The organism is Streptomyces sp. yr375, from assembly GCF_900110755.1.
Classification (GTDB): Bacteria; Actinomycetota; Actinomycetes; order Streptomycetales; family Streptomycetaceae; genus Streptomyces.
In genome coordinates, this window is the sequence record NZ_FOFF01000055.1 from 1 (window position 1) to 25,132 (window position 25,132).

25 protein-coding genes and 1 tRNA gene are annotated in these 25,132 nt (G+C 71.2%); 9 read left to right on the top strand and 17 right to left on the bottom strand.

The genetic code is table 11. From position 1 onward, the window contains the following. The 5 genes from BMZ82_RS34105 to BMZ82_RS34125 form a co-directional block, all read right to left on the bottom strand. A partial coding sequence (locus BMZ82_RS34105; protein ID WP_107487714.1) for a copper resistance protein CopC occupies positions 1-1,801 on the bottom strand: 1,801 nt, incomplete at its 3' end. 76 nt (positions 1,802-1,877) lie between these two features. Beyond that, the gene (locus BMZ82_RS34110; RefSeq protein WP_093781280.1) at positions 1,878-2,366 is read right to left on the bottom strand and encodes a copper chaperone PCu(A)C; all 489 of its coding nucleotides are present in this window, start codon (positions 2,364-2,366) and stop codon (positions 1,878-1,880) included. Then, entirely contained in the window at positions 2,363-3,016 is a 654-nt protein-coding gene (locus BMZ82_RS34115; protein WP_093781281.1) for an SCO family protein, read from the bottom strand. The genes BMZ82_RS34110 and BMZ82_RS34115 overlap by 4 nt, the downstream gene beginning before the upstream one ends. A gap of 158 nt (positions 3,017-3,174) precedes the next feature. After that, positions 3,175-3,936 carry a YcnI family copper-binding membrane protein gene (locus BMZ82_RS34120; RefSeq protein WP_093781327.1) on the bottom strand — a complete coding sequence of 254 codons (762 nt, stop codon included), beginning with the start codon at positions 3,934-3,936 and terminating at the stop codon, positions 3,175-3,177. Positions 3,937-4,122: 186 nt separating this feature from the next. Continuing rightward, positions 4,123-4,995 carry a hypothetical protein gene (locus tag BMZ82_RS34125; RefSeq protein WP_093781282.1) on the bottom strand — a complete coding sequence of 291 codons (873 nt, stop codon included), beginning with the start codon at positions 4,993-4,995 and terminating at the stop codon, positions 4,123-4,125. A gap of 292 nt (positions 4,996-5,287) precedes the next feature. Here BMZ82_RS34125 and BMZ82_RS34130 point away from each other — a divergent pair, with 292 nt between their 5' ends. From BMZ82_RS34130 to BMZ82_RS34145, 5 genes are all read left to right on the top strand, one after another. Then, on the top strand, positions 5,288-5,815 hold the full coding sequence (locus tag BMZ82_RS34130) for an ATP-binding protein (protein ID WP_093781283.1): 528 nt from the start codon (positions 5,288-5,290) through the stop codon (positions 5,813-5,815). Positions 5,816-6,010: 195 nt separating this feature from the next. Next, the gene (locus tag BMZ82_RS34135) at positions 6,011-6,358 is read left to right on the top strand and encodes a GntR family transcriptional regulator (RefSeq protein WP_093781284.1); all 348 of its coding nucleotides are present in this window, start codon (positions 6,011-6,013) and stop codon (positions 6,356-6,358) included. Then, positions 6,355-7,335, top strand: a complete 981-nt coding sequence (locus tag BMZ82_RS34140; protein ID WP_093781285.1) for a DUF1648 domain-containing protein — start codon at positions 6,355-6,357, stop codon at positions 7,333-7,335. The genes BMZ82_RS34135 and BMZ82_RS34140 overlap by 4 nt, the downstream gene beginning before the upstream one ends. 13 nt (positions 7,336-7,348) lie before the next feature. Continuing rightward, entirely contained in the window at positions 7,349-7,510 is a 162-nt protein-coding gene (locus BMZ82_RS41050; RefSeq protein ID WP_177244796.1) for a hypothetical protein, read from the top strand. Between the two features lie 203 nt (positions 7,511-7,713). Next, entirely contained in the window at positions 7,714-8,547 is an 834-nt protein-coding gene (locus tag BMZ82_RS34145; RefSeq protein WP_093781286.1) for a triphosphoribosyl-dephospho-CoA synthase, read from the top strand. Here the strand turns inward: BMZ82_RS34145 and BMZ82_RS34150 are convergent, their stop codons facing one another. Both BMZ82_RS34150 and BMZ82_RS34155 read right to left on the bottom strand, forming a co-directional pair. Then, positions 8,548-10,035: an aminopeptidase P family protein gene (locus BMZ82_RS34150; protein ID WP_093781328.1), complete on the bottom strand. Its 1,488-nt coding sequence runs from the start codon at positions 10,033-10,035 to the stop codon at positions 8,548-8,550. It abuts the gene before it with no gap. 136 nt (positions 10,036-10,171) lie between these two features. Further along, a complete protein-coding gene (locus BMZ82_RS34155; RefSeq protein ID WP_093781287.1) occupies positions 10,172-11,761 on the bottom strand; it encodes a PP2C family protein-serine/threonine phosphatase in 1,590 nt (529 codons plus the stop codon). A 528-nt stretch (positions 11,762-12,289) separates the two neighbouring features. Between BMZ82_RS34155 and BMZ82_RS34160 the strand changes: the two genes are divergently transcribed. Next, positions 12,290-12,955, top strand: coding sequence for a bifunctional DNA primase/polymerase (locus BMZ82_RS34160; RefSeq protein WP_093781288.1), 666 nt, complete (start codon positions 12,290-12,292; stop codon positions 12,953-12,955). Positions 12,956-13,011: 56 nt separating this feature from the next. Beyond that, entirely contained in the window at positions 13,012-13,653 is a 642-nt protein-coding gene (locus BMZ82_RS34165) for a hypothetical protein (RefSeq protein ID WP_093781289.1), read from the top strand. 277 nt (positions 13,654-13,930) lie between these two features. On the opposite strand, the gene BMZ82_RS34170 is transcribed toward BMZ82_RS34165, so the two are convergent. The 3 genes from BMZ82_RS34170 to BMZ82_RS34180 form a co-directional block, all read right to left on the bottom strand. Next, entirely contained in the window at positions 13,931-14,896 is a 966-nt protein-coding gene (locus BMZ82_RS34170) for a DUF5926 family protein (RefSeq protein ID WP_093781290.1), read from the bottom strand. Positions 14,897-15,086: 190 nt separating this feature from the next. Then, complete coding sequence (locus BMZ82_RS34175; RefSeq protein WP_093781291.1) at positions 15,087-15,725, bottom strand: ATP-binding protein; 639 nt, start codon at positions 15,723-15,725, stop codon at positions 15,087-15,089. A 227-nt stretch (positions 15,726-15,952) separates the two neighbouring features. Further along, positions 15,953-16,795, bottom strand: a complete 843-nt coding sequence (locus BMZ82_RS34180; RefSeq protein WP_093781292.1) for a glycerophosphodiester phosphodiesterase — start codon at positions 16,793-16,795, stop codon at positions 15,953-15,955. Between the two features lie 286 nt (positions 16,796-17,081). On the opposite strand from BMZ82_RS34180, the gene BMZ82_RS34185 reads away from it, so the two are divergent. Then, positions 17,082-18,659, top strand: a complete 1,578-nt coding sequence (locus BMZ82_RS34185; RefSeq protein WP_093781293.1) for a S1C family serine protease — start codon at positions 17,082-17,084, stop codon at positions 18,657-18,659. 93 nt (positions 18,660-18,752) lie between these two features. Here BMZ82_RS34185 and BMZ82_RS34190 read toward each other — a convergent pair whose 3' ends face one another. Continuing rightward, a complete protein-coding gene (locus BMZ82_RS34190) occupies positions 18,753-19,379 on the bottom strand; it encodes a hypothetical protein (protein ID WP_093781294.1) in 627 nt (208 codons plus the stop codon). Positions 19,380-19,715: 336 nt separating this feature from the next. Here BMZ82_RS34190 and BMZ82_RS34195 point away from each other — a divergent pair. After that, positions 19,716-19,805 (top strand) — tRNA-Ser (locus BMZ82_RS34195). 139 nt (positions 19,806-19,944) lie between these two features. Here BMZ82_RS34195 and BMZ82_RS34200 read toward each other — a convergent pair. From BMZ82_RS34200 to BMZ82_RS34225, 6 genes are all read right to left on the bottom strand, one after another. Next, entirely contained in the window at positions 19,945-21,342 is a 1,398-nt protein-coding gene (locus BMZ82_RS34200; protein WP_093781295.1) for a tyrosine-type recombinase/integrase, read from the bottom strand. 64 nt (positions 21,343-21,406) lie between these two features. After that, positions 21,407-21,592, bottom strand: a complete 186-nt coding sequence (locus BMZ82_RS34205) for a helix-turn-helix transcriptional regulator (RefSeq protein WP_093781296.1) — start codon at positions 21,590-21,592, stop codon at positions 21,407-21,409. A 110-nt stretch (positions 21,593-21,702) separates the two neighbouring features. After that, positions 21,703-23,121, bottom strand: coding sequence for a DNA primase family protein (locus BMZ82_RS34210; RefSeq protein ID WP_093781297.1), 1,419 nt, complete (start codon positions 23,119-23,121; stop codon positions 21,703-21,705). Further along, on the bottom strand, positions 23,121-23,393 hold the full coding sequence (locus tag BMZ82_RS34215) for a hypothetical protein (RefSeq protein WP_143098962.1): 273 nt from the start codon (positions 23,391-23,393) through the stop codon (positions 23,121-23,123). Before BMZ82_RS34215 ends, BMZ82_RS34210 begins: the two co-directional genes overlap by 1 nt. A 65-nt stretch (positions 23,394-23,458) precedes the next feature. Then, positions 23,459-24,340, bottom strand: a complete 882-nt coding sequence (locus BMZ82_RS34220) for a bifunctional DNA primase/polymerase (RefSeq protein ID WP_093781299.1) — start codon at positions 24,338-24,340, stop codon at positions 23,459-23,461. Further along, the gene (locus BMZ82_RS34225) at positions 24,337-25,062 is read right to left on the bottom strand and encodes a DNA cytosine methyltransferase (RefSeq protein WP_093781300.1); all 726 of its coding nucleotides are present in this window, start codon (positions 25,060-25,062) and stop codon (positions 24,337-24,339) included. Before BMZ82_RS34225 ends, BMZ82_RS34220 begins: the two co-directional genes overlap by 4 nt. Positions 25,063-25,132: the final 70 nt, after the last annotated feature.

Below are 25,132 nucleotides of genomic sequence, written 5' to 3' on the forward strand. Positions count from 1 at the left end.
CGGAGGACTTGTTGGCCTTGGCGGCGTCCTGCTCCGTGCGGCCGGGTTCGGTCGACGTCAGGACGGTGGTGACGGCGAGCAGGACGACGGCGACGCCGGCCTCGGCGAGGACCGAGCGGCGCAGGCCGAAGCGGCCCGGGTCGGAGTCCCGCAGCCGCTTCTGCCGGGTGGCGTCGACGGCGGCCTGCTGCCGGGCGAGCTGCGCGGCCCGATTCTTGCCCCCGGAGCTCTTGCCCCCGGAGCTCTTGCCCCCGGAGCTCTTGCCCCCGGAGCTCTTGCCCCCGGAGCTCTTGCCCCCGGAGCCGGAGCCGGAGTCGGCGGCGTTGGAACCGCTCTCGGTGTCGCCGGAGGCTGCCGTGCCGGCGTCGCTGGTCCCGGTCGCCGCTGCCGCCCCTGCCGTGACGCGCTCCTTCTCGGGCGCGGCCTCGGAAGCCGTCTTGGACACCGTCTCGGACGTCGCCTTGGACACCGTCTCGGACGTCGCCTCGGACGCCGTCTCAGACACTGCCTCGGGTGCGGACTCGAGTGTGGAGTCCTCGGGTGCGGAGGTCGCTGCCGTCGCCTTGGACGTCGTATCCGCCAGTTGGGCTGTCCAGCGTCGGGAGATCCAGGCGATGCCGACGAGCAGTGCCACGAGCCCGATCTTGATGAGCAGCAGTTGTCCGTAGCGGGTGTCCGTGAAGGCGGACCAGGAGCCGAGCTGACGCCAGGACTGGTAGACGCCGGTGGCGACCACGGTGAGGACGCTGCCGAAGGCGACCTGGGAGAAGCGGCGGACGGCCGAGCCCTCGACGGGCAGGTCGGCGGGTGCCCGGTACAGCGCGACGAGGAGCGCGGTGAGTCCGCCGAGCCAGGTCGCGACCGCCAGCAGGTGCAGTACGTCGACCGGCATCGCGATGCCGGGCTGCAGGCCGGTCGAGGCGTGCTCGGCCATGGCCCAGCTCGCCGCGAGCCCGGCGGCGACGACGGTGCCGCCGATCGCGAGCCCGAAGGTCAGGTCCCGCTTCTCCTCGGCCTCACGCTTGTCGTACGCGCCGAAGAGCACGGCGATGAACAGGGCCGCCGCGGCGAGGAGCAGCAGCCGGGAGACCATGGCCGCGCCGGTCTTGGTCTGGAGGACCTGCCCGAGGAGGTCGAGGTCGAAGACGTCGCCGACCTTGCCCGAGCTGGTGTAGGAGCCGCGCAGGAGCAGCAGGAACAGGGTGGCCGCGGTCATCGCGACCCAGCCGGAGACGACGAGCCGCTGCACGGCCCGCACCCCGGAGCCGCGCTGCCAGCAGGCCAGTACGAAGGCGGCCCCGCCGACCAGCACGATGAACCCGGCGTACGACATGTACCGCCCGAAGCCGTAGAGCCAGCCGACGACTCCGCCGCCGGCCCCCTGGTCGGACACCGAGACGCTGGTCTTGGAGGGCGATCCGATGGAGAAGGTGTAGGCGCCGGCGACGGGATGGCTGTCGGCGGACACCACCTGGTAGGTCACCGTGTAGGTGCCGTTGGGCAGCCCCGAGTGCAGTTGCACCGCGTACGACGTGCCGCTCGTGCCGGCGGGCTTGCCGTTGTCGACGCGGGTGCCCTTGGGGTCGAGGACGCGCAGTGAGTCGTCGTTCAGCGAGACGGTCTCGGAGAAGGTCAGCGTCACCTGGGTGGGCGCCTTGTCGACCACCACCCCCTGCGTGGGGTCGCTGCCGGTCAGCGCGGCGTGCGCGGAGGCGGGCCCGGCGCCGGCGAGCAGCGCGCCGGTGACCGCCAGGAACAGCAGCACGAGCATTCGGACGCGGGGGGCGATGGTCTGCGTCAAGGTGGTCCCTCCCTCAAGGGTCAGGGGTCAGTCGTCTGTGGTCTGTGGTCTGTGGTCTGTGGTCTGTTGTGAGTGGTCAGTTGCCGGTCTTCGGGTTGTACGTGGCGGACTCCACCGGAATCTCGACCTTGACGGGGTCGGATGTGGCGAAGTGCAGCTCGACGGTGACCGTCTCGCCCTGCACCGGCTTGCTCTTCAGCTTCTCCAACATCAGATGGTTCCCGCCGCTCTTGAACACGAGTTGACCGTGTGCGGGCACATCGAGGGCCTTGACCTCCTGCATCGACGACCCGACGGTCTCATGGAGGGTGACGCTGCCCGCCGCCGTACTGGTCACGGAGGTCAGCTCGACCTTCGTACCGCCCTTGTTGACGATGGTGAGGAAACCGGCGGCCATGGTGTCGGAGACGGGCTGCGGTATGTAGGCGGACTCGACGGACAGTTCCGCCTTGCCGCCGGAGGTGCCGCCGGAACCCGGACCGCAGCCGGTCAGGAGCACGGAGCCGGCGATCACGGCGCTGGTCACCGCGGTGGTCAGGGCGGTGGTCCGCACGGGGTGCCTCACGGGTTCTCGCCCTTGACGATCTTGGGGAGGTCCTTGGTGTAGTCGTCGACCGTGGCCTCCTCGCCGTACAGGAGGTATCCCCCGTTCGTCTTCGGGGAGAAGGCGACGACCTGGGTGCCGTGGGTGGAGACGATCTTGCCGTTCTTGTCCTTGTGCGGCGCCTCGACGGAGATGCCGAGGGTGCGGGCGGCGGCCTGGATGGTGGCGAACTTCCCCGACAGGCCGACGACCTGGGGGTCGATGCCCTTGAGCCACTTGCCGAGCGCGGCCGGGGTGTCACGGTCCGGGTCGGTGGTGACGAACACGATGCGCAGTTCGTCCTGTTCGGCCTTGGGCAACTGCTTCTTGGCGACGGCGATGTTGCTCATCGTCAGCGGGCAGACGTCCGGGCAGTTGGTGTAGCCGAAGTAGATCAGCGTGGGGTGGCCGGCGGTCTCCTTGCGGAGGTCGTACGGCTTGCCCTGGGTGTCGGTGAGGACCAGGTCGGGCTTGGTGAAGGGCTGGTCGAGCACGGTCGCGGCCTGCTGCGAGGTGTCCCCGGAGACGACGGCGACGGCGCTGCCGCCGTCACTGTCGCCGCTGCCGCAGGCGGAGAGGGTGAGGGTGGCGGCGGCGAGCAGCGCGGCCACGGCGAACGTCTTCTTGCGCATAGAGGAATGTCCCAGATGTATTAAATCCGGCGCGCACCGGGGTCCTGCGGCCCGGGGGTCCCACAGACCCCGAGGTACGGAGGGGTGAAGGGGCGTAGGGGCCGGGGTCCCGGTGCGCGCGCGGCGGTCGAGCAGGGTGCGGATCGGGGTGCGACGGATCAGGCTTCGGTCGTCGTCCGACGGCGGCCGGCGAGCACGCCGTACGCCACACCGGCGGCGCCGACGACGATGCCGACCACGCCGAGGACCCGGGCGGTGGTGTCACTGCCGCCGTCGGAGTCGGAGGCGGTCTCGGTCGTCGCGGCGGTCGCCTTGGCGTCGTCGGAGGTGTCGGAGACGTCCTCGGCGCTCGTGCCGTGGTGGCCGCCCTCGGAGGCGGCGGCCAGGGTCAGCACCGGGGCCGGGTTCTCCGGCTCCTCCGCGCCGTCCTCCTGGACCTCGATCCAGCGCACGACCTCCTTGTTGGAGTACGTCTGGATCGCCTTGAAGACGAGTTCGTCGGCGTCCTCGGGCAGCGCGCCGACGGAGACCGGGAACTTCTGGAAGTAGCCGGTCTCGATGCCCTTGCCGGTGGCGGTCCAGGTGATCTTGGAGACGGCCTCGGAGATCTGCTTGCCGTGCACCGTGATGGGCTTGGCGAGCTTCGCCTTGGTGACGTCGATCTTCCAGCCGTTGATCGGCTCCGGCATCGCGGAGGCCAGCGGGTGGTCGGTCGGGAAGTTGACCTCGAGCTTGGTGGTCGAGGCGTCGTCCCGCTCGTTGGGGACCTTGAAGTCGACGACCGCGTAGCCGCCCTTGGCGGCGGTGCCCTCGGCGGCGACGCTGACGTGCGCGAGGGCGGGCGAGGAGAGGACGAGGACGGCACAGCCGGCGACGGCGGCGGTGGCGGCGACGCGGGAGGCGATACGAGAGGTCTTCATGACGGCGAGCACTCCACTCTCAGTGATTCAGAGAATCGGAAATTCAGCGATGCATTGATGCATTGACGCAGCGAGTTCTGCGGGTGAGGAGAGGCGTGTGCACGGTGGTGATGGCGGTGCGCACGCGCGCGTGCCGCACGACGACGGCCGTCCCCCCCCGTGAGGTGGAGTGCTGGTCGTGTCGCGTCAGGCAGCGAGGACGAGAGCGGCTACGGCCGGTGGGCCTCGTCTGATCACCGAGTGCTGAAGTGCGGTGGTGCGGGGTACGGCGGGTGCGTCCGGGGCGGGGTGCGGGACGCGCGGTCCCGCACCGGGCGCGGCGGGCAGCCCCGCGAGCAGGGCGCGCACCAGTGCGAGCGCCCCGCGCAGGGATCGTACGAGCGCCCTCTCGGCGACGCCGTGCGCCGACAGGGCGAGCAGCCGCAGTAGGGCCGTGTCGCCGCGCCGCAGCAGCCATCCGGCGGCGAGGGCGGCGAGGACGTGACCGAGCAGCATGGGCAGGGACGGCAGCAGGGACATCGACGAGTCGGCGGTGGACAGGGCGTCCGCCGGATGGTGCGAGCCGATCCCGCCCGTCCCACCCCCCATCCCGCTCATGCCACCCATGCCGTTCATCCCGCTCATGTCGGTGCCGGCACCGGCCTGGGGGTAGAGCCGCGCGTCGACGAGCAACTTCTGGGCCTGGGCGGGGCTGATCACCGCCGCCGAGGCCCCGCACACCAGCCGGGCGGCCCGTTCGACGAGCGTGGCGTCGGAGACGGATGTGGCGGAGACGGCGGCCGAGGTGGTGTGCTGGCCGAGTCCGAACAGCGTGTGCAGCACGGTCTGGCCGAGTGCGAGGAGCGCCGCGATGCCCGGCAGGGAACGCGCGCGTCCGGCGAGCGGCACCACGACCGCGAGGGCGCCCAGGAATCCCGCGCCCAGCGTCCACAGCGGAACCGTGGCGCAGGAGGCCATGGTGTGCCCGGCGGCGGCCAGCACGACGCAGACCGCGGCGAACATCGTGGCCCGCAGCAGCCGTAGATCGCGTCCCGAGCGCTCACCTTGGGGGGCAGTCATGGCGGGCTCATCATCGCACTGGCCTTACCGCGGTCATACGGCAGGTCCACAAGGTTCCTTGTGATGCGGAAGATCACCTTCTGTGCCTGACTGATGAGTTCTCATCCATTCTGATTGGGGCTGATCAGAACTGGTGGGACCGGTACGACTGGTGCTCCTGGGTCCCACATACACCGATTCTGAGCCTGCGTGCATCCCCCACATGGGCGGCATCACGCGGAATTCGTGCTTACGCACGGCCATGGGCGGCAATACGTATCGGTATGTCGAGCCGCGGCCAGGAGGCTGGAGCATGAGCATCTGGTGGTCACTCCATCTCCGGCGCGAAGCCGCGAGCGTTCCGCTCGCCCGGCGCCTGCTGCTCGGCACCATGGAGACGGCGGGCGTCGATCCCGACGTCAGTTACGACCTCTCCGTCGCCCTGAGTGAGGCCTGCGCCAACGCCGTCGAGCACGGCGGGGACACCGCGCACGGCGGCTGTTCGGAGGCGTACCGCGTCACCGCGTACCTCGACGGCGAGAAGTGCCGCATCGAGGTCGCCGACTCGGGCCCGGGCTTCCGCGGCGGACGCCCCGCCCCAGCCCCGGTCCGCACAGGCACAGGCACAGGCACAGGCACAGGCACAGGCACAGGCACAGGCACAGGCACAGGCACAGGTACAGGCACAGCCACCGACGCCGAGCACGGCCGCGGCCTCTACCTCATCCGGGAACTCGCCGACCACGTCCACATCGGCAACAAGCCGGGGTTCGGCGGCGCGGTGGTGAGCTTCGACAAGATGCTCAAGTGGCGCAAGGACGCGCCGCTGATGGCGGTGTAGCGGCGACGGCGGTGGCCGGGTGTGGTGAGCCCCGCCCGGTCCCCGGCCGGGTCGCCGCCCAAGCTTGCGGCGACGCGAGCTCAACTCTCCTCCACCGGCGAGCCCGACCGCGGGAGCTGCCGCTCACCGACATCGACGTTCGTCTCAAAACCTCTCTCCCCACTTAAATCACTTGGTGCTAGCGTCACTAGCACCATGCTGTTGAGACTGAACACCGCGGACAGTCGCCCCCTGCACGAGCAGGTTGCCGGCGCGATCCGGCGCGCCATCGCCGAGGGCGAGTGCGGGCCGGGAGACCGCCTTCCCCCGGCCCGAGACCTTTCCCAGGCCCTGGACGTGAACGTCAACACGGTTTTACGGGGTCTTCGCGCACTGCGCGACGAAGGGGTGCTGGAGTTCCGGCGCGGTCGGGGCGTGACGGTGGCCGACGGGGCTGACCAGCGCTCCGTCCTGCTGGACCGCGTACGCGACCTGGTGACCGAAGCGGCGCACCTCGGCTACGGCAAGGACGACCTCATCGACATGATCAGGGGGATCTCGTGACCGACCAGGCGCGTAGGAGCGGGGCGGTGTGGGGCGCCGTCGGCTGGGGCGTCGGCGTCCTGGCGCTGTTGGTGGGGCTGCCGTTGGCCGCGAGCGGCCGGCTCCCGGACCGGCTGGCGACCCACTGGGGCGCAGGCTCGGGCCGGCCCGACGGCTCCATGCCGCTCTGGGCCGCCGCAATGTTCCCCGCGCTGATCTGGGGTGTTCTGGCAGTCGTCGTCATGCTGACGTTGCGCCGGACGTGGGCCGGTGGCGCGGTGCCGGGGTGGGCGGTCGCGAGCCTCGGGTTCGGCGGTGTGACGCTGCTCGGCGGGCAGGCATCGATCGTACGGGCGAATCTGGACCGCGCGGACTGGCATGAAGCGGGATCGGTGACGAGCGGGGTCGTGGGCACGCTCGTCGTGGCGGCGACGGTTGGGGCGTTCGGCCTGCTGGCCGCGCGCCGGGCACCGGCCGAGCCCCGGCCCGAGGCGGACGTCCCGACCCTGGACATTCCCGCCGGGCAACGGGTCGTATGGCTCGCACGCACGTCGAACTCCTGGCTTCAAGCGCTCGCCGCACTGACCGGGCTGCTCGCGATCGCCGTCGGCGTGGCGGCGCTCGCGGGCCTGACGGACCTTCCGTTCCTGCTGGCGGCCACGCCGTTCGCCCTCGCTAGCGTGCTCGTCCTCGGCTGCTCCTCGGTGCAGGTGCGGGTCAGCGAGCGGGGGCTGGTCGTTGCCTTCGGCCCCTTGGGCTGGCCCACACGGCGCTGGGCCGCCGAGGACGTCGAGTCGGCACGCGTCGAGAGCCGCACGCCCGCCCAGGTCGGCGGCTGGGGCTACCGACTGAGCGGACTGGGAACCACTGTGCTGCTGCGCGGCGGCGAGTGTTTGGTCATCCACCCCTCGAAGGGCAGGGAATTCGCAGTGAGCGTGGACGACGCCGAACGAGGAGCCGCCCTTCTGAACTCCTTGAGCGCCCGGCACACAGGGTGAAGGAACCGTCGGCTTGACGCAGGAGAAACCGATGCCGTGGGCCTGGTGCGCCCCCCTGCGCGAGGCGCACACCCCGGAGACGCCGGCGCCCGGGAGCAGCCCCCCCACCCCAACCCCCACCCCCTCGTCATTTGATGCTCAAGTGCCCAAGGACGCGCCCCTGATCGCCGTCTGAGGGGCTTTCAGGGTGTTGCCCGGTCGGCTCACAGGCTGCTCTCAGCGTTCCCTCATGCCGTGCACTGGTGGTGTTCATACCGTCGCGTTCATGACGGGAATTCACCAGGACCCCAGCAGCACCCGGCGGCGCGCCCTCGTGGTGGCCGGTGGCACGGTCGCGGTCGGCGGTGCGCCCAGCGACACCCCGTCAGGGGCGCAGTCATGACGACTCGGGTGGACGAGGAGCTCGCGCAGGTCGCGGTGGCCGCGCTGACCGGTCAACTGGCGCTGGCTCCCAAGCCGGGCCTGCCCGACCCCCGTGACCTGGCCGCCCGCGTCACCCGCAGGGACCACTGCGGGCTGCGCTGGTCGGCCAAGGCGCTCGCGCCCGGCCTCGCGGCGATGGCCGCGGCCGCCCGCCGCACCGGTGAGCCCACGCCCCGGCTCCGCGCGGAACTCGGCGCGATCGGGCGCTGCACCGAGCACTCGGTGGGCCTCGCCGGCGGCGGGCACCGGGGCGCGCTGTGGACGCTCGGCCTGCTCGTCGCGGCGGCCGCCCTCGAACCCCGCGCGCGGGGCGTCGAGGTCGCCGCGACCGCCAAGCGGATCGCCGCCCACCCCGACCGGGGCGCCCCACGCCGGCCCTCGCGGGGCGCGACCGTCTCGGCGAAGTACGGCGCGGCCGGCGCCCGCGGCGAGGCCCGCGCCGGATTCCCGCACGTACGACGGGCCCTGGACGCGCTCGGCGCGGCCCGCTCGGCCGGCGCGGACGAACCCGACGCCCGGCTCGACGCCCTGCTCACCGTGATGTCCACGCTCCAGGACACCGAACTCCTGCACACCGCAGGCCCGCTGGGCCTGCGCCACGTACAGGCCGGTGCCCGCACCGTCCTGGAGGCGGGCGGCACGGCGACCCCGGCGGGCCGCAAGGCCCTCGCCGACCTCGACACCGACCTCCACACGCGCGCGTGGAGCCCCCGCGGCAGCGCCGGCCTCCTGGCAGGCGCCCTGTTCGTGGACGCCCTCCCGAGGCCGGCCCGTCAGTCCGTCGGCTAGTCAGCCCTTCAGGGAAGCCATCCAGGACTCCACCTCGTCCGACTGCCGAGGCAGCGCAGCGCTGAGGTTCCGGTTGCCGTCCTCCGTGACGAGGATGTCGTCCTCGATGCGGACGCCGATCCCCCGGTACTCCTGCGGCACCGTCAGGTCGTCGGCCTGGAAGTACAGTCCGGGCTCGACGGTCAGCACCATGCCCGGCTCCAGCGTGCCGTCGACGTACGACTCCACGCGCGCGGCGGCGCAGTCGTGGACGTCCATGCCGAGCATGTGACCGGTGCCGTGCAGCGTCCAGCGGCGCTGCAGGCCGAGCTCCAGCACGCGCTCGACCGGCCCCTCGACCAGGCCCCACTCGACGATCCGCTCGGCCAGCACGCGCTGCGCGGCGTCGTGGAAGTCGCGGTACTTGCCGCCCGGCGCGACGGCCGCGATACCGGCCTCCTGGGCGTCGTACACGGCGTCGTAGATCTTCTTCTGGATCTCGGTGAAGCGGCCGTCGATCGGCAGCGTGCGCGTGACGTCGGCGGTGTAGTACGTGTGCGTCTCGACGCCCGCGTCCAGCAGCAGCAGGTCGCCGGCGCGGACCGGGCCGTCGTTGCGCACCCAGTGCAGCGTGCAGGCGTGCGGGCCGGCGGCGGCGATGGTGCCGTAGCCGACGTCGTTGCCCTCCACCCGCGCGCGGAGGAAGAACGTGCCCTCGATGTAGCGCTCGGAGGTCGCCTGCGCCTTGTCGAGCACGCGGACGACGTCCTCGAAGCCGCGGACCGTCGAGTCGACGGCCTTCTGCAGCTCGCCGATCTCGAACTCGTCCTTGACGAGGCGGGCCTCGGAGAGGAAGACGCGCAGCTCGGCGTCGCGCTCGGCGGTGACCTTGTCGGTCAGGGCCGCCTCGATGGCCGCGTCGTAGCCGCGCACGACCCGCACCGGGCCGGTGGCCTCGCGCAGCGTGGCCGCCAGCTCGCGCACGTCGGCGGCCGGGATGCCGTGCAGTTGCGCCGCCTCGGCGAGCGAGTGCCGGCGGCCGACCCACAGCTCGCCCTGCCCGGACAGCCAGAACTCGCCGTTCTCGCGGTCGGAGCGCGGCAGCAGGTAGATCGTCGCCTTGTGGCCGTCGGCCACCGGCTCCAGGACGAGCACGCCGTCCTCGGTCTGGTTGCCGGTCAGGTACGCGTACTCGACCGACGCGCGGAAGGCGTACTCCGTGTCGTTCGAGCGGGTCTTCAGGTTGCCCGCGGGGATCACCAGACGCTCGCCCGGGAAGCGCGCGGAGAGCGCGGCGCGGCGGGCGGCGGTCTCGGCGGCCTGGGCGATCGGCCGCAGGTCGTGCAGCTCCGTGTCGGCCCAGCCGGACTTCATGTTCTCGGCCAGCTCGTCGGACACGCCCGGGTACAGGCCGTTCTTCCGCTTCTTGATGGGCTCCTCGGACTCGGTCTCCGGGACCGCTGCGGTGGCAGCGTCGTCCGGCACAGCCGGGGTGAGCTCGTCGGCCACGGTCATCCTCCTCGATACGGCACTGGACCCCCTCCATCGTACGGTCGTACGTAAGGGGGTCCAGGGGCGAAGGACCTGTTACGGCCGAAGGCCTGTCACGGGCGAACGGCCCGTTACGGCCGCTGTCGCCGGGGCCTCAGTCGAAGCGGGCCGCCAGCAGCACCACGTCCTCGTCGCTGTCCTGGTCGGCCGGCCCGTCGGGCAGCACCGTGCGCAGCACGTGGTCGGCGATCGCGCCCGGGTCGTGCCGCAGCGGCTTCGGCACCCCGGCGGCGGCCGCGTGCAGCCGCGCGAAGGCGCGGTCGGCGGGGTCGCCGGTGCGGTGCAGCAGGCCGTCGGTGTAGAGCAGGACCGTCTCGCCGGGCTCGGCCTCCAGCTCCACGCTCGGCGCCTCCCAGCAGGCCAGCATGCCCAGCGGCGCGGAGACGGAGGTCTCGACGAACTCCGTGCGCCGCTCGCCGACCAGCAGCGGCGGGCAGTGCCCGGCACCGGCCAGGGTGATCTTGCGCAGGGCGGGTTCGCAGTAGGCGAACAGGGCGGTCGCGGAGCGGGCGGGCTCGGTGAGGCGCAGCAGCAGCTCCAGGTCGGACAGGACGGCGACCGGGTCCTCGCCCTCCATCACGGCGTACGCCCGCAGGGAGGCGCGCAGCCGGCCCATCGCGGCGACGGCGCTCGGCCCGGACCCGGTGACGGAGCCCACGGCGAGGCCCAGCGCGGCGTCCGGCAGCGGCAGCGCGTCGTACCAGTCGCCGCCCCCGCGCGGGCCGGTGCGGTGCCGGGCGGCGAGCTGGACGCCGGGCACGCGCGGCAGCCGGGACGGCAGCAGCTCCTCGGCCATCGTCTTCATGCACGCGCGTGTGCGCTCGATCTCCAGGAGCCGGGCCAGGTGCTCGGCGGCGTACCGGACGTACAGGCCGACCAGGTGGCGCTGGCGCTCGCCCGGCTCGGCGGGCTCGTCGTAGAGCCATACGGCGGCGCCCATACGGCCGGACGCGCCGTCCGTCTCCAGGGGCAGCGCGTAGCTGGCGGCGTAGCCGAGGCGGGCGGCCACCTCGCGGTGGCGGGGGTCGAGGCCGTCCTCGGCGAGCAGGTCGGGCTCGGCGATCTCCCCCTCGCCGCCGGGCAGTCCGTCGAGGATCCGGCCGAAGGCCAGGGCGCTGCGCGGGACGGTCTCGATGTGGCCGAGGTCGGCGCGGCCGAGACCCAGGCCGATGGTGGTGTCAGGACCGAGCCGGTCGGCGGGTTCGAGGACGACGAGCCCGCGCCGCGCGCCCACCAGGGCGGCTCCGGCCTGCAGCAGTTCCGTCAGAGCGGCCGTCAGCGCGTCCGTGCGGGCGAGGCGTTCGGTGAGTTCGTGGAGGGTCGTGAGGTCCGAGACCCAGCCGGCGAGCCGGTCCGTCAGAAGCGCTCCCGGCACGGCTGCGCCGGAGGCGCCGGACGGACCGGAGGCGTCGGCGGCGTCAGAGGCATCGGGGGTACCGGAGGGGCCGGGTGAGGCCGCGGGGACCGTCGGGGTGCCCGGGGTGGCGGGCGCGGGCGCGACAGTGTGTGCGGGCGAGGGAACCGTTGAATCGATTCCAGCCACTTTCGGAGGGTGAGGGGCGTTCATGGCGTCCGGCTCTCGGACCGGAGCGTATTGCTCAAAAGCATCGCAAACCCCCATGTCATTCTGCGCCGCTAGCGGTGTCTCCACATGTACACGCACTCGTGATGGGATGTCCAGCATTGTCCTGCTGGGATTACTGGTGTCCGTGGGGTCTTCGGGGGAATCGCGCACGCTTCTTCCGGCTCCCTTGCGAAATGGCAAAGTTGGCTTAAAACTGCCTCGGGTAACGGTTGATTGCGGTCGACTGGCCTTGCTCCACGGAGCGTCACAGCGGTCGTGATGGGTACGTACTCGGTAAGGGCCAGGGGTCGTGGGGAGCTCAGGGGAGCATCCCGGAACCTGGTGACCGGCCCGGGCGTCATAGTCATCGACGACCGTGCCCCATCCTCCCGTGGCGGAGGCGGAGAGAAATACGCGCGACGTCAAACGCCAGACTTCGCCACCCCACGCCACGCCCAAAGCATGAGTGAGATGGACGCGAGTCGGACGGAGTGACCGCGGAAGCAGTCACCGCTCGACCCTGAGGGGTTCCCCTTGTCTCGGACAGGGGTGTGATGCGCCAAAAGGTACGCACAGTGAAGTGATCGACACACGATGTGATGTGGCCCACGGTGTTGCCAGCGGTGCAACGGAAAGGAACGAGCGCTCATGCGCGAGATCCTCGGAAAGCGACGCAGGCTCCTGTCCAAGCGTAGTGACGGCCGGACCGAGTTGATGGACTCGGCCCTGACCTTCGCGACCGAATGGCAGTGGCCCGTCCTCCCGGGTGTGATGGCCGACCAGCGGAGCACGTCGCGCTGCAGTTGCCCCGACCCGGAGTGCACGGTCCCCGGTGCTCACCCCTTCGACCCCGGCCTGCTCGCGGCCACCACCGACGGGCGCATGGTGCGCTGGTGGTGGAGCAACCGGCCGGCCGCGCCCATCGTCCTGGCCACCGGGGGCCCGGCGCCCTGCGCGGTCAGCCTCCCCGCCCTCGCGGCCGCGCGCGCGCTCGTGGCGCTCGACGCGCAGGGCATGCGCCTCGGCCCGGTCGTGGCCTCGCCCACCCGCTGGTTCCTCCTCGTCCGGCCGTACACGATGGAGCAGTTGGGCGAGCTGCTCTACGCCAAGGACTTCGTGCCCGGCTCCCTGCGCTTCCACGGCGAGGGCGGCTACATCACACTGCCCCCGTCCGAGACCGGCCGCGGCGACATCTGGTGGGAGCGCGCACCGCTGCCCGGCTCGGCCTCCCCCTGGGTGCCCGACGTCGAGGCCGTGGTGGACGCCGTCGTCGACGCCCTCACTCGTACGGGTGTGAGCGCCCCCGAGTTGTAGGGGTGTCGGGCGCGCGCCGGACGGGACGCCCCGGTTCGCCCTCTATCTTCCGCTACATGAACCTTCGTCTCCTCGCCCTCGGGGGCGCCGTGGCAGGCGCGATTGCACTGCCTCTGGCCATGGCGTCCGCGGGGCCGGCCGGCGACGAAGGCCGCACGGCGACCCGAGCGGCCGGCCCACACGCCTTCCCGCACGTCTCCCCGCACGCCTCCCCACTCACCGACTACGCCGACGCGCGTGCCGACGGTGCGGCCGACGCGCGTGCCGACGGCGATACGGACACGGACCCCGATCCCAAGGCGCCCCCCGTCGTCCCCTCCCGGTCCCCGCTGCTGCTCGGGCTGGGGCCGGCGACCGCCGCGCGCTGCGGCCCCGAGCTCACCTCGCCGGACGGTGTGGAGGCGCAGACCTGTGTGCTGTCCCAGGGCGAGGACACCTGGGCGCGCACCTACTACCGCAACGCCACCGGACGCGCCGTAGACGCCTTCCTGAGCCTCATGGGGCCCGCGGGGCGCACGGTGCGGACGAGCTGCGTGGTGGGCGCCGAGGACGAGCCGGAATCCTGCGAGACGCCCCACGAGCGGACCCGGGGGGAGCTGGCGGCGTACACGGCGGTCGCGGAGTTTGCCCGAGCGACCGACGACGGGCCGCTGCTGCTGCGCTCCGGGAGCAACTCCCGGGCGGACACGGGCAGTTGACGTGCCCGCGCACCGCGTGAACGGAGCCGCGCACAGAGAGGCCCGGTTGCTGGCGACGGGGGATGCACCAGCAACCGGGCTACTCGAACGGTAACAAGAGATCGGCGCTACGCAAATTCGATCTCCTGTTTCCATCGGCTTTCCGGACACCGGCGAATCGACGCTTCTGGCGTCGACTCGCCTTGCGCAGACGGCAGTTGTGAGCGGAGTCACGCGGACCGCCGGTGCCCGGAGTACTGACCGGTCGGTCAGTGCGGCCGGGTGCGGACCCTGTGCGTCAGCTCAGCGTGACCTGTCGGTTCGTCAGGCCGCCACGCGCGCGCCGCTCGTCGGCCGTGAGCGCTTCGTCCGAGGCCAGGGCGGTGGCGAGGCGCTCGGCGAACTCGGCGGCCGGCTTCTCCACGTCGTCCGCGGTGACCGCGGACGGCAGGTCCCAGACGGGCACCGTCAGGCCGTGCGCCCGGAAGGAACCCACCAGCCGCGTGCCCTCGCCGAGGCTCGAACCGCCCGCCACGTGCAGTCGCGCGAGGGCGTCCAGAAGCTGCTCCTCCGGGTACGGCATGACCCAGCGCAGGTGGTTCTTGTCCGGCGTCTCACACCAGTACGCGGCGTCCACACCGGTCAGCTTCACGGTCGGGATCGCCGCCGCGTTGGCCCGCTCCAGGGAGGCGGCCACCTCGGGCGCGGCGTTCTGCGGGTCCGGCACCCAGAACTCGAAGCCGCTGTGCACAACTGGCTCGAACGCGCCTTCGGGATCGAGTAGATCCTGCATCCGCGGACCGTCGGCGGGGGCGCGGCGGGCCTGCACCGGGGTGCCGGGCTCCGCCTCCAGGGCCCGACGCAGGGTGTCCGCCAGGTCGCGGCTGATGTCGCCGGACGGCGTGTCGTTCTGCAGGCCGAGAAGCACCGAGCCGTCGTCGCGGCGCAGGGCGGGCCAGGCCATCGGCAGCACCGTGGCGAGTGTGACGGACGGGACGCCCTCGGGCAGGCCCGACTTCAGGTGCAGTTCGACCGTGGCGGCGGGCACCAGCTCACGCAGCGCCACCCAGTCGCCCTCGCCCGGCAGGCCCTCGAAGGGGCGCTGCACCAGCTCGGTCGCGGCATGCGCGGCGGCCCGGCCGTGGCAGGCCTTGTAGCGGCGGCCACTGCCGCACGGGCAGGGCTCCCGCGCGCCGACGACCGGGACCTCGCCATCGGTGAGCTGCGGCCGTCCGGCCTTCGTCTGGGGTCGCTTCTTGGCCATCTGGCTGTCTCCCGGGTACGGCTCGTCTGGTACGGGCGGGAGCCTAGCCGTTCGCACGCTCCGTCACCGGAACCTGTGGACAACCCGGGTCCGGCCGGCGGCCCAGCCGATGCCCGGTCCAGGCCCGGTCACGGTCTGCTCCAGGCCCGGTGCATGCCCGGTGCGTGCCCGGTCCAGATCCAGTCCGGGTCTAGTCCAGGTCGTCGAACGCGTCCGCGAAGTCCAGGCCGGGCATCGACGCCACCGACGGGGCCGCGACCCGGGACGCGAAGTCGTCGCGGCGACAGCCGGCGTCGGGGTCGTACACGTCCGCGTGGACGACGACCCACACCGTGACCTCGCCGCGGGCGTCGTCCCGCACGCCCCAGTCGGCGGCCAGCGCCGTGATGATGTTGAGCCCGCGGCCGCCGTGCGCGGTGACGGAGGGCGTGGCCGGTGCCGGACGGGTCGGGCCACCGCCGTCGGTCACCTCGACCACCAGCCGGCCGCTCGGATCGACCCGCCACGCAGCCCGGACGTCGCCGTCCCCGACGAGAGCGTCGCCCAAGGGCCTGCCGTGCTTGCACGCATTGCTCAAAAGTTCGGAAAGGATCAGTACGGCGTCGTCGATGACCGATTCCGACACTCCGCCGCTGCGCAACTGATCACGCATCCGGTGTCTCGCATGCCCCACGCCCGCAGGGCCATGGGATACGGCCATGCTCGACGACGCGGGCACCTCCTGTGCCACCACCAACGCCACCCCCGAGACCTCCTTCGCCCCACGCCACGGTGTGGATGCCCCATTGGCCTGTACCGGAAACCGGCCAACGCGGGTGCCGTGACGCATTCGGAATCGTCGAACACGGACCGAACGCGCCGGTGCACTCCCTGTGAGGGGCTTGTCAGCGAGTGGCTTGATTGTGCCGGTGTGGCCGAGATTGGAGGATGCTGTGGCCGCACTGTGGGGGTCAAGAGGTACGCGTGAGACTTGAGGTGTTGTTGGGACGGTCCAGGCACCGCCTCCACGGACGGTCTTAAGGGGGATGCCCTAGGCATCGGCTCCTGGGGCCGTCTCTAGAGGGGCCGGCCCAGTTGTCGCAGCACCGCGCGCGGGCGGTTGGTGATGATGGCGTCGACGCCCAGCTCGACGCAGAGGTCGACGTCCTCCGGTTCGTTCACGGTCCACACGTGCACCCGGTGACCGGCCCGCTTCAGGCGCTCGATGTACGCCGGGTGGTTGCGCACGATCCGGATCGAGGGGCCGGCGATCTCCACCCCCGCGGGCAGCCGTCCGTCGCGCAGCCGGGGTGAGACGAACTGCATCAGGTAGACCGTCGGCATCGTGGGCGCGGCGGCACGCACGCGATGCAGCGAGCGGGCCGAGAAGCTCATGATCCGCACCGGGGACTCGGCCGCCGAGGCGGGCGCGTCCAGCCCGAACCGCTTCAGGAGCACGAGCAGCCGCTCCTCCACCTGTCCGGCCCAGCGCGTCGGATGCTTGGTCTCGATCGCCAGCTCCACCCGGCGTCCCGCGTCGGAGACGAGCTCCAGCAGCCGTTCCAGGGTCAGTACGGAGGTCTCCGCGCGGTCCTCGGGCCGCACCTCCCAGTCGGGATCCTCCACGCGCGCGTGCCAGGCCTCGCGTGCCTCCCGGGTCTTCCAGGAGCCGAAGTCCAGCGTCGCGAGATCGGCGAGTTCCAGGGCGGAGACGGCCCCGCGGCCGTTGGACGTACGGTTGACGCGACGGTCGTGTACACAGACGAGGTGGCCGTCGGCGGTCAGTCGTACGTCGCACTCGAGGGCGTCCGCACCGTCCTCGATCGCCTTCTTGTACGCGGCCAGAGTGTGCTCGGGAGCCTCCTCGGAGGCCCCGCGGTGAGCGACGACTTGAATATGGTGCTGCCGTGCGTGGGTCACCGCGTCATCGTGCCACCGGCGCCGGGTCGTCTGAGAACCCCCTGAGATGTTTCGAGGATGCGCACTTATTGTGCGTAATGACCCATATAAGGAATGGCCGTGGACCCACAGCCACCGCTTATGGTGCTCTGACGGCCTGTGGGAAAAGCTGGGACGTACAGAAAATGCAAATGCACCTGCACCCCTGCACCCTGCACAGCTTCAGCGCGCCGGGTCGACGACAAGATGACAAGGCGTGCGACAAAGTGCGACCGACGACAACAGCCGTGGATCGAGGAGAAGAGCTGTGAGCACCGAGAACGAGGGCAAGAGCGAGGGCACTCAGGTACCCCCGGCCCCGTCCGCACCCCCCGTGCCGGTGGAGTCTCCCTCGGCCTCCCCGCAGGCGTCGGAAGCCGCCCAGGCCGCCGCGGCGGGCGCGCCCGAGAGCGGCTGGCCGCCGCCCACCGTGCCCCAGGGAGCACCGGCGGCCCCGGTCGACGGCGACTGGCCGCCGCCGACCGCCGCGCAGCCGCCCTCCTCGCCGCCGCAGGGCTCCCCGGCCGCCCCCGTGGACGACTGGCCGAACCAGCCCCCGGCCACACCGCTGTACGCCGACCCGGGCGCGGGCACGCACGTGTACGGCACCGCCGGCCACGCGGACTTCGCGGCGGGCGGGGCGGGCGGGGCGGGCGGTTCCGACGGGAGTGGGAGTGGGAGCGGGACCGTCTGGGGGGCCGCCTACCAGCAGCCCGCGCCCAAGTCCGGCGGTGGCCGCGGCGGCCTGGTCGCCGCGATCCTGATCGCCGCGCTGGTCGCGGGCGGTCTGGGCGGCGGCCTCGGCTACACCCTCGCCAAGAACGACGACAACAACGGCTCGACGACCGTCACCGCCTCCACCAGCGGCGGCGCGGTCAAGCGCGACCCGGGCACGGTCGCCGGGGTCGCCGCCAAGGCGCTGCCCAGCACGGTCACCATCGAGGCCGAGTCCAGCAACGGCGAGGGCGGCACCGGCACCGGCTTCGTCTTCGACACCCAGGGCCACATCATCACCAACAACCACGTCGTCGCGGACGCGGTCGACGGCGGCAAGGTGACGGCCACCTTCCCGGACGGCAAGAAGTACGACGCCGAGGTCGTCGGCCACGCCCAGGGCTACGACGTCGCCGTCATCAAGCTCAAGAACGCCCCCTCGGACCTGAAGCCCCTCACCCTCGGCGACTCCGACAAGGTCGCGGTCGGCGACTCGACGATCGCGATCGGCGCGCCCTTCGGCCTGTCCAACACGGTGACGACGGGCATCATCAGCGCCAAGAACCGCCCGGTGGCCTCCTCCGACGGTACGAGCAGCACGTCCTCCTACATGAGCGCCCTGCAGACGGACGCCTCGATCAACCCGGGCAACTCCGGCGGCCCGCTGCTGGACGCCTCGGGCAACGTCATCGGCATCAACTCCGCGATCCAGTCCACCGGCGGCGGAGGCCTGGGCGGCACCAGCCAGTCCGGCTCGATCGGCCTCGGCTTCGCCATCCCGATCAACCAGGCCAAGTACGTCGCCCAGCAACTGATCAAGACCGGTCAGCCGGTGTACGCCAAGATCGGCGCGTCCGTCTCGCTGGAGGACACGACGGGCGGCGCGAAGATCACCGAGCCGGTCTCGGGCAGCGCCTCCCCGATCGAGTCGGGCGGCCCCGCCGACCAGGCCGGCCTCAAGCCCGGCGACGTCATCACCAAGCTCGACGACATGGTGATCGACAGCGGCCGGACCCTCATCGGCGAGATCTGGACCCACAAGCCCGGCGACAAGGTCACGATCACCTACGAGCGCGGCGGCAAGTCCCACACCGTCGACCTCACCCTCGCCTCCCGCAAGGGCGATAGCTGACCCTCGGTCCGACGCCACTCGTGCTCGAAGTGAGGCGGCCTGCCGGAAGCGTGGCTTCCGGCAGACCGCCTCTGCTCGTCGCGCAGTACGGGACTAGCGAATCGCACCGTCGGTGATCTTGGTGGCGATGCCGTTCTTGACGACGACCTCGGCCTCCACACCCTTCTTGGCGGCCTTCTCCAGGTCGGCCTCCTCGCACGGGGCGTCCACCTTCGAGCCGGCGGTGCCGCAGATCTGGCCGCCGCCCAGGATCACGGTGTCCTCGGCGAGGTAGAAGGCCTGCTGCTCACCGCCGGAGCCCTGGGACGCGGGACCGTCGACCAGGTACTTGCCGGGCGCCACGTACCGCACGATGCCGTACCAGGTGCCGCTGACACCCTTGCCCTTGTCGAGGCCCTCGACGGCGGTCTTGCCGGCGTCGGACGTGCTCCCGGAACCGGCCGAGCCACTGCCGCCGGACGTGCTCCCGGAGGCGGGAGTGCTGCCACCGCCGGACGTGCCCCCGGAACCGGAGACCGGGGTGGACGCGGGGGTGGCACTGGTGCTGGTGCTGGCGCTGACATCCGCGGGGGCACCGGACTGGCTCGCCGTAGCGGACGCGTCGGCCTTGCCGGAGGAACTGTCGGCGGCGTCGTCGCCCTGGCTGCACGCCGTCATCAGCAGCGTCCCTCCCAGGAACGCGGCGGAGACGAGGAAGGCCTTGCGACGGTTGCGGATCATGCGTCAAATCCCCTGAGAGCTCGGTTGGTTGGGCCTGAGGGGTCGGTACCTCAGCGCGTATTCGATCACTATGAGGCGTCCAGAACCCGAACGGCTGCCTCGCCCCTCGCTCTAAGACAACGCTGTCACCGATTTGTGACATGAACATCCCGAGTCCATGGCCCTGGGGTTGCCGCTCGCAGCCACGCGCCCTCATCACGGCAGAGGCCAGGCCAACTCCGCCAACAACGACGGCACACGGAGACAGGCCAGTGGTCCCCGTGTGGGCCACGCCCCCCGAGCAGCGCCCGCGCCCGGTACGCTGTACCCGCTCCACCCCAGGTGGGCCGGGGCGCAGGTGGGTTGCCCGAGCGGCCTAAGGGAACGGTCTTGAAAACCGTCGTGGCAGCGATGTCACCGTGGGTTCAAATCCCACACCCACCGCCAGGTCAGTGAACGTGCTGGTCAGAAGGGGTGTCTCCCAGGGGAGACACCCCTTCTGCGTTCACCTTGTCTCACCCTGACTCGCCGGTATCCCGGCGTTGATCAGCGCGTGTGGCCAACCTGTGGCCACTGGCCGCGCCGCTCAGGCGTCCGTCTCGTCGGCCAAGGCGGCGTCAATCATGCTGTTGGATGCGTCTTGGTGGCCGCGCAGGATCTTCGCGTAGAACTTCCACAGGACGGCCGGACTGTGCCCGGCACGGCGCGCCACCTCCACCGGATCGACCCCGGCTTTGATCCACAGGGAGACCCCCGCGTGCCGCAGTGAGTACGGCACATCGGCATAGGGCGTCTCCAGATCTTCGGCGTTGAGTGCCAGCTCGCGCGCCGCCTTCCAGACTTCGGCGTACTCGGTCGACGGCACCCGTCCGCCCCGGATACCCCGGAAAAGCCGTCCGTCCGGTGCCGTCCCGTACGTGTCCAGGTGCGCCCGCAGCAGACTGACCAGCGCCGGGGGGATCGGGACGGGGCGCGTCGCATTGCGGGCCCGCCTCTTCAGGCCCCGTTCCTCGTAGGGCTTGCCGTCGTCGGTCCATCCGCTCCCGACCTCGGGGCGGCTCTTGGACAACACCAGCTCGCCCCACCCCTGATCAGGCAACTTGCAGGCGGACCGCTTCAGGTTGGCGACCTCCGAGGGACGCATCGCGGCGTAGTACATGCACGCGAAGAACCCGTGGAGGTGGCCCCCTCGGGTACCCGTCTCTTGTACGGCCTCAAGCAGCTCTGCGACCTGGGCAGGGCCGGGGACGAACTGGAAGTCCACCTCGTCAGAGGTGGCCGGCGGGGTCCAGTCGATTCGCTTCAGCGGGTTGACCGCCAGAAGGTCGCGCTCGATGGCGTACTTGAACGAGTTGCTCAGCACCGAGTGCTTGCGCCGCACCGTGTTGTCGGCGGCCGGGTCACCGTTCAGCCTCTTGGACAGGACGCGCAGGACGCCGCGCAGTACGTCGGACTCCGCTACGTCGACCATCTTCAATGAGTGCGACGCCACCCAGTCGAGCGCGGTCTCGACCTCTCGCGGCAGTTCCTCACTGTCCTTGCGGGAGACAGGCTCGCCGCTCTCCGGATCGATCCGGCATTGGAAGGCGTACGTCCGGAGCGCGCGCCGGAGTACAACACGGTCAGGTACGCCTCGCTGAGTCGAGACCAGGTGCGCCGTCACCGCCGACAACGTCTCGGCCACGCTCGCGCGGTGCTTGCCCGCCGCCCCCGGCCACTTCATCACGGCGTACGCGCATGCGTGCTCGTACCAGGTAGGCGAGGACGCCTCACGCATCTCTGCGATCGGTACCCCGGTGGCCACGTCGAACGGCTCGCCGTTCTTGGTCGCGGTGAGCAGTTGGGCCCGTCGCGCGTCAGCCAGCGTCCGAGTCGTGAACGGTTCCTGGAACACCTCTCCGTTGACCAGCCAACGGAGTTGGAAGGGGGCCGACTTGCTGGCGCGCTTCCGGATGCCCCAGATCCGCACGTTGTAGGTCTTCAAGTGCTCTCCTCATACCGAGGGGCCCACCGGACGGCGGGCCCCTCGGGTGGTGTGCGGGGTGGGATCAGGCCGCGTCCTGGCAGCCGTTCAGCCAGGTGTCCAGGTCGTGACGGCGGCAACGGATCTGCCCGTTGGGCAACTTGATGAGCTTCGGTGCCTTCCCACGTGCCCGCATGCGGTAGAAGGCGGCACGGCTCATGTCGATCTCTTCGAGAACCTCGGGGAGTTTCAGCAGCTTGGGGCGAGACATGGCACTCCTCAGCGCGGGGGTAGCGCGGTGATGGGGTTCTGAACACATTGCTCTGAGTCGTGACTCATCGCGACTCAGAGCGGGTTGGTGGGGGCTTGAGTCGCGATGAGTCACGACTCAGGCAGATGTGGTTCGGACGCGTTCACCGTGATTCCGGTGTAGGTGGCCACCTGCCGGTTGTAGGCGTCGCGGGGGCGGGTGCGGTTGAGCGGGGGGACGACGGAGAGCAGGTTGCGGCCGAACACTTGCTTGGTGCCGGGGCGGACGCCGTTGTCCTCGGCCCACTCGCGCCAGACGTTCCACAAGGTGTCCACGGGCACGCTGCACGTGGGTCCGGTGGTGCAGCGTTCTCGGACGAACGCGCTGGTGGGGGAGGCGGTGTCCTGCATGGTGGTGACCGCTTCGCGGCTGGACTTCGGTTCCGTGATCCGGCCGGTGCGCTGGAGACGGGCGAGTCCGTCGAGGGCCCAGTTGAGGATGCCGGGCATCTCGGCCGCGAGGCGGTCGGTGAGGGAGGTGTCTTCCTTGCCCAGCCACGACACCCGCATGTTGAGCAGCACGAACCGTTTGGCGATGACCCCGGAAGAGTCGCCGAAGTGCGGCAGTTCGTTGGACAGCAGCATCAGCCGGGTGGGCAGTCGACCGGTCCACTGCTCGCGGTACTTGCGGTCGACGTCGATGGTGTCCTCACCGGAGATGGTCAGGAGCCGTTCGACGACTTGGCTGCTGTCGTTGCCGGACAGACGGGCGTCGGAGATGACCGCGAGCGGCTTGCCGACCAGGGTGGCGAGGCCGAAGTTGGTGCCGAGTCCGGCAAGGGTGGGGCCGGCGAGATTCTCCTTGCCGACCAGCTCTTTGAGGACGCGGGCGATGGTGCCCTTGCCCGAGCGGGACGGTCCGACGATCAGCAGGATCTTCTGCTGGTCGGTCCGGCCGGACAGCACGTAGCCGAACCACTCCTGAAGTGCCTGGATGCTGTCGGGGTCGTCGGGCCAGAGCTGGGCCAGGAAGCGTTCCCACGTCGGTGCGGTGGCGGTGGGGTCGTAGGCGAAGGGCACGGACACGAGGTTGAAGAACCCTGGCCCATGAGGGAGAAGCGCGCGGTCCCGGATCCTCAGCAGGCCGTTTTCGCACGCCACGATCGGCCCTCCGTCGTCCTCGCCCTGGCCGTCGGTGTCGAGCCAGGTGGGGGCGTCGGTGTCGGTGGGCAGCAGGGTGATGGCCCCGAGCGCGTCCAGAAGGTTGCTGATCTTCTGCTTCGTCGGTGCCCACTCCCGCTGTTCCGGTTGCCCGTCCTTGCCGGGAGCGCTGTACACGGTGTGCTCAAGGCGTGTGTACATGGCGGCGCGGATCTGAGCTTCGTCCAGCTCGCGCCAACAGGTACCGGTCCAGCGCATCCAGGATGCGCGCCAGCGCCGGCACACGAGCTGTCCGTCCTCGGTCTGCCAGTCCGGCAGGAGACGGCGGGCGACGGCCAACGGGTTGGACGGCGCGGGCAGTTCCTCGCTGTCGGTGGTGCGGGCGTCCATCACGCGGCGGCCCTGCCTTCCTGGGGGTGGCGCAGCGGGCAGGCGTCTCGGTGGGCGGTGTGTGCCTCGATCAGGGCGAGTACGCGGGTGTGGCCGACGGCGCTTCGGTCCCAGCCGCACAGGCACTGCGAGGTCGCCGTGGGCGTGCCTCCGGACCTGCGCGGGGGGCGGATCTCCAGCCATGCGACGGGGTAACGGCCGTCGCCCTGCGGCGGGTTGGAGCGAAGGGCATTACGGACGCCCTGACGGGCGGCGACTTTCAGCACGCCCACGCTCACCCCCTGCGCGCCCTGCACGGCGTCCTGAGGGTCATTTGCGGGATTAGGCGATGGTTTGTTCATGCCGCACGCCCTGAGGGCGTCTGGAGGCCGTTGGCGACCGCGCGGCGGGCGTAGTCCTCCGGAACCCCGACGGCGACGGCGGCGGTCACGATCTCCTCCCCGATCGCGTCGAGCGCGCACGGGCCGGGGCACTGGGCGTGCTGGGCGGCGAGGAAGCGGGCGACGCCGAAGGCTTGTGAGCCTGCGCCGGATTCGGTGCGGGCGGATACGAGGGTGAGGCCGCGTTCGAGTCCGGTGCGGACGTAGCGTTCGGTGTGTCGGCAGCCGGTGGCCACGCTGCGGCTCCATGGGGCGCGGGCCGGGACGGGAGAAGAGGCCAAGCCTGCCGGGGCGGGGGTGGCGTCTTCCTTCACGACCAGGGCGCGCACGGCGGGCGGCAGTGCGGTCATGCGGCCGGTGCCGGGTCCGAGCCAGCGGGCGTACTGCATGAGCGACTTGACGTCGACCCCGGGCCGGACGCCGTTTGCCGACCGCATCACGCCCTGGTAGAGCCAGTGTTCGCCGCGCGTGGTGGGCACGGTCCGGGTCGCGGGCAGGGTCTCTCTGGCCCATGCGACGGCGGCGGGGGTGTCGAGGTCGACCACGGTCACCCCGGCACCGCCGGGGTGGTAGGCGACGGCTTCGGCCCGTCGCCATGCCGCCTCCCAGAGCGGGGAGGTGAGGATGCGGGTGTCGGTGGTGGCTGCGGCCCATGCGTGGCAGACGTCGGGGCAGTGGCAGGGGCCGGGGTTCTTCATGTTCGGCCGGTCCCCGCAGTAACTTGCCTTGCAGGTACGGCAGTTGCCGAACGGGAGCTTGCCCGCTCGTAGCGGCAGCACCGGCACGCCCGCCGCCGCCAGCGCCAGCGCCGTGCGCAGGAGCGTGGGTGTCGCGGTCATGCGGCTGCCCTCCCTTCCAGCGCGAGGAACTGACGGCCGATGTGCTCGGTGTAGGCGGGCGGGATCGCTTCGGTGAGTTCCTCGCGCACGTCGGTCCACGTGATGCCCATGGCGGTCTGGAGTTCGGGGACGGTCGGTTTGCCGCCGCCGTTGCCGTACGCGGCGACGTACGGCCCGTCGTGGAAACGGCCGTGCCGCCATCCGCGCACCCGTCCACGGTGCGGGACGTGCGTCGGCCGCTCGATCGTCCAGCCGCCCAGCTCGAAGTTGCGGTGCCGGATGACCCCGAGACCGAACATCTCGCCGCACAGGGTGAGGTCTTTGCGGATCATCGCGCGGCCGTTGGGCTGCTCGATCACGTACGGCAGGCCGGTCCGGTCGAGCAGCGCGCGTGTCGGGGCGACCAGGTCGACGTGGGTGCGGCCCCACCCTTGCGAGGCGTTGGTGCCGACGGTGAGCGCGCATCCGTGCTGGCACGGCGGGGAGGCGTGGACGAACGAGTACCGCTCGATCTCGCCGGACGTGATCAGGGTGGCGAGGTGGGCGAGGGCGTCGCCGTGGTGGCAGGGGAAGGGGTAGTTCGGGCGGTCGGCGACGTCGCAGCCGTCCACTTCGAACCCCGAGCGGTGGTAGCCCATGGCGGCCCCGCCGGCGCACGAGAACAGATCCAGCAGGCGCGGCCGTCGGTCGCGCACTCGCCGGAAGAGGGTGAGTTGGGTCATGCTGGGAGACCTCCACAGGTCAGTTCGTGGCAGGTGGACAAGGGCGGCCCCGGTTCTTTGGCGAGAGGGG

What these genes read in the sequence shown, in the direction of transcription:
- BMZ82_RS34220 (WP_093781299.1), bottom strand. Translation starts at nt 24,340, where the DNA reads ATGACCGCGACACCCACGCTCCTGCGCACGGCGCTGGCGCTGGCGGCG.
- BMZ82_RS34165 (WP_093781289.1), top strand. Translation starts at nt 13,012, where the DNA reads ATGAACCTTCGTCTCCTCGCCCTCGGGGGCGCCGTGGCAGGCGCGATT.
- BMZ82_RS34130 (WP_093781283.1), top strand. Translation starts at nt 5,288, where the DNA reads ATGAGCATCTGGTGGTCACTCCATCTCCGGCGCGAAGCCGCGAGCGTT.
- BMZ82_RS34155 (WP_093781287.1), bottom strand. Translation starts at nt 11,761, where the DNA reads ATGCTGGACATCCCATCACGAGTGCGTGTACATGTGGAGACACCGCTA.
- BMZ82_RS34170 (WP_093781290.1), bottom strand. Translation starts at nt 14,896, where the DNA reads ATGGCCAAGAAGCGACCCCAGACGAAGGCCGGACGGCCGCAGCTCACC.
- BMZ82_RS34190 (WP_093781294.1), bottom strand. Translation starts at nt 19,379, where the DNA reads ATGATCCGCAACCGTCGCAAGGCCTTCCTCGTCTCCGCCGCGTTCCTG.
- BMZ82_RS34145 (WP_093781286.1), top strand. Translation starts at nt 7,714, where the DNA reads ATGACGACTCGGGTGGACGAGGAGCTCGCGCAGGTCGCGGTGGCCGCG.
- BMZ82_RS34115 (WP_093781281.1), bottom strand. Translation starts at nt 3,016, where the DNA reads ATGCGCAAGAAGACGTTCGCCGTGGCCGCGCTGCTCGCCGCCGCCACC.
- BMZ82_RS34210 (WP_093781297.1), bottom strand. Translation starts at nt 23,121, where the DNA reads ATGGACGCCCGCACCACCGACAGCGAGGAACTGCCCGCGCCGTCCAAC.
- BMZ82_RS34160 (WP_093781288.1), top strand. Translation starts at nt 12,290, where the DNA reads ATGCGCGAGATCCTCGGAAAGCGACGCAGGCTCCTGTCCAAGCGTAGT.
- BMZ82_RS34125 (WP_093781282.1), bottom strand. Translation starts at nt 4,995, where the DNA reads ATGACTGCCCCCCAAGGTGAGCGCTCGGGACGCGATCTACGGCTGCTG.
- BMZ82_RS34175 (WP_093781291.1), bottom strand. Translation starts at nt 15,725, where the DNA reads ATGCGTCACGGCACCCGCGTTGGCCGGTTTCCGGTACAGGCCAATGGG.
- BMZ82_RS34205 (WP_093781296.1), bottom strand. Translation starts at nt 21,592, where the DNA reads ATGTCTCGCCCCAAGCTGCTGAAACTCCCCGAGGTTCTCGAAGAGATC.
- BMZ82_RS34120 (WP_093781327.1), bottom strand. Translation starts at nt 3,936, where the DNA reads ATGAAGACCTCTCGTATCGCCTCCCGCGTCGCCGCCACCGCCGCCGTC.
- BMZ82_RS34225 (WP_093781300.1), bottom strand. Translation starts at nt 25,062, where the DNA reads ATGACCCAACTCACCCTCTTCCGGCGAGTGCGCGACCGACGGCCGCGC.
- BMZ82_RS34135 (WP_093781284.1), top strand. Translation starts at nt 6,011, where the DNA reads ATGCTGTTGAGACTGAACACCGCGGACAGTCGCCCCCTGCACGAGCAG.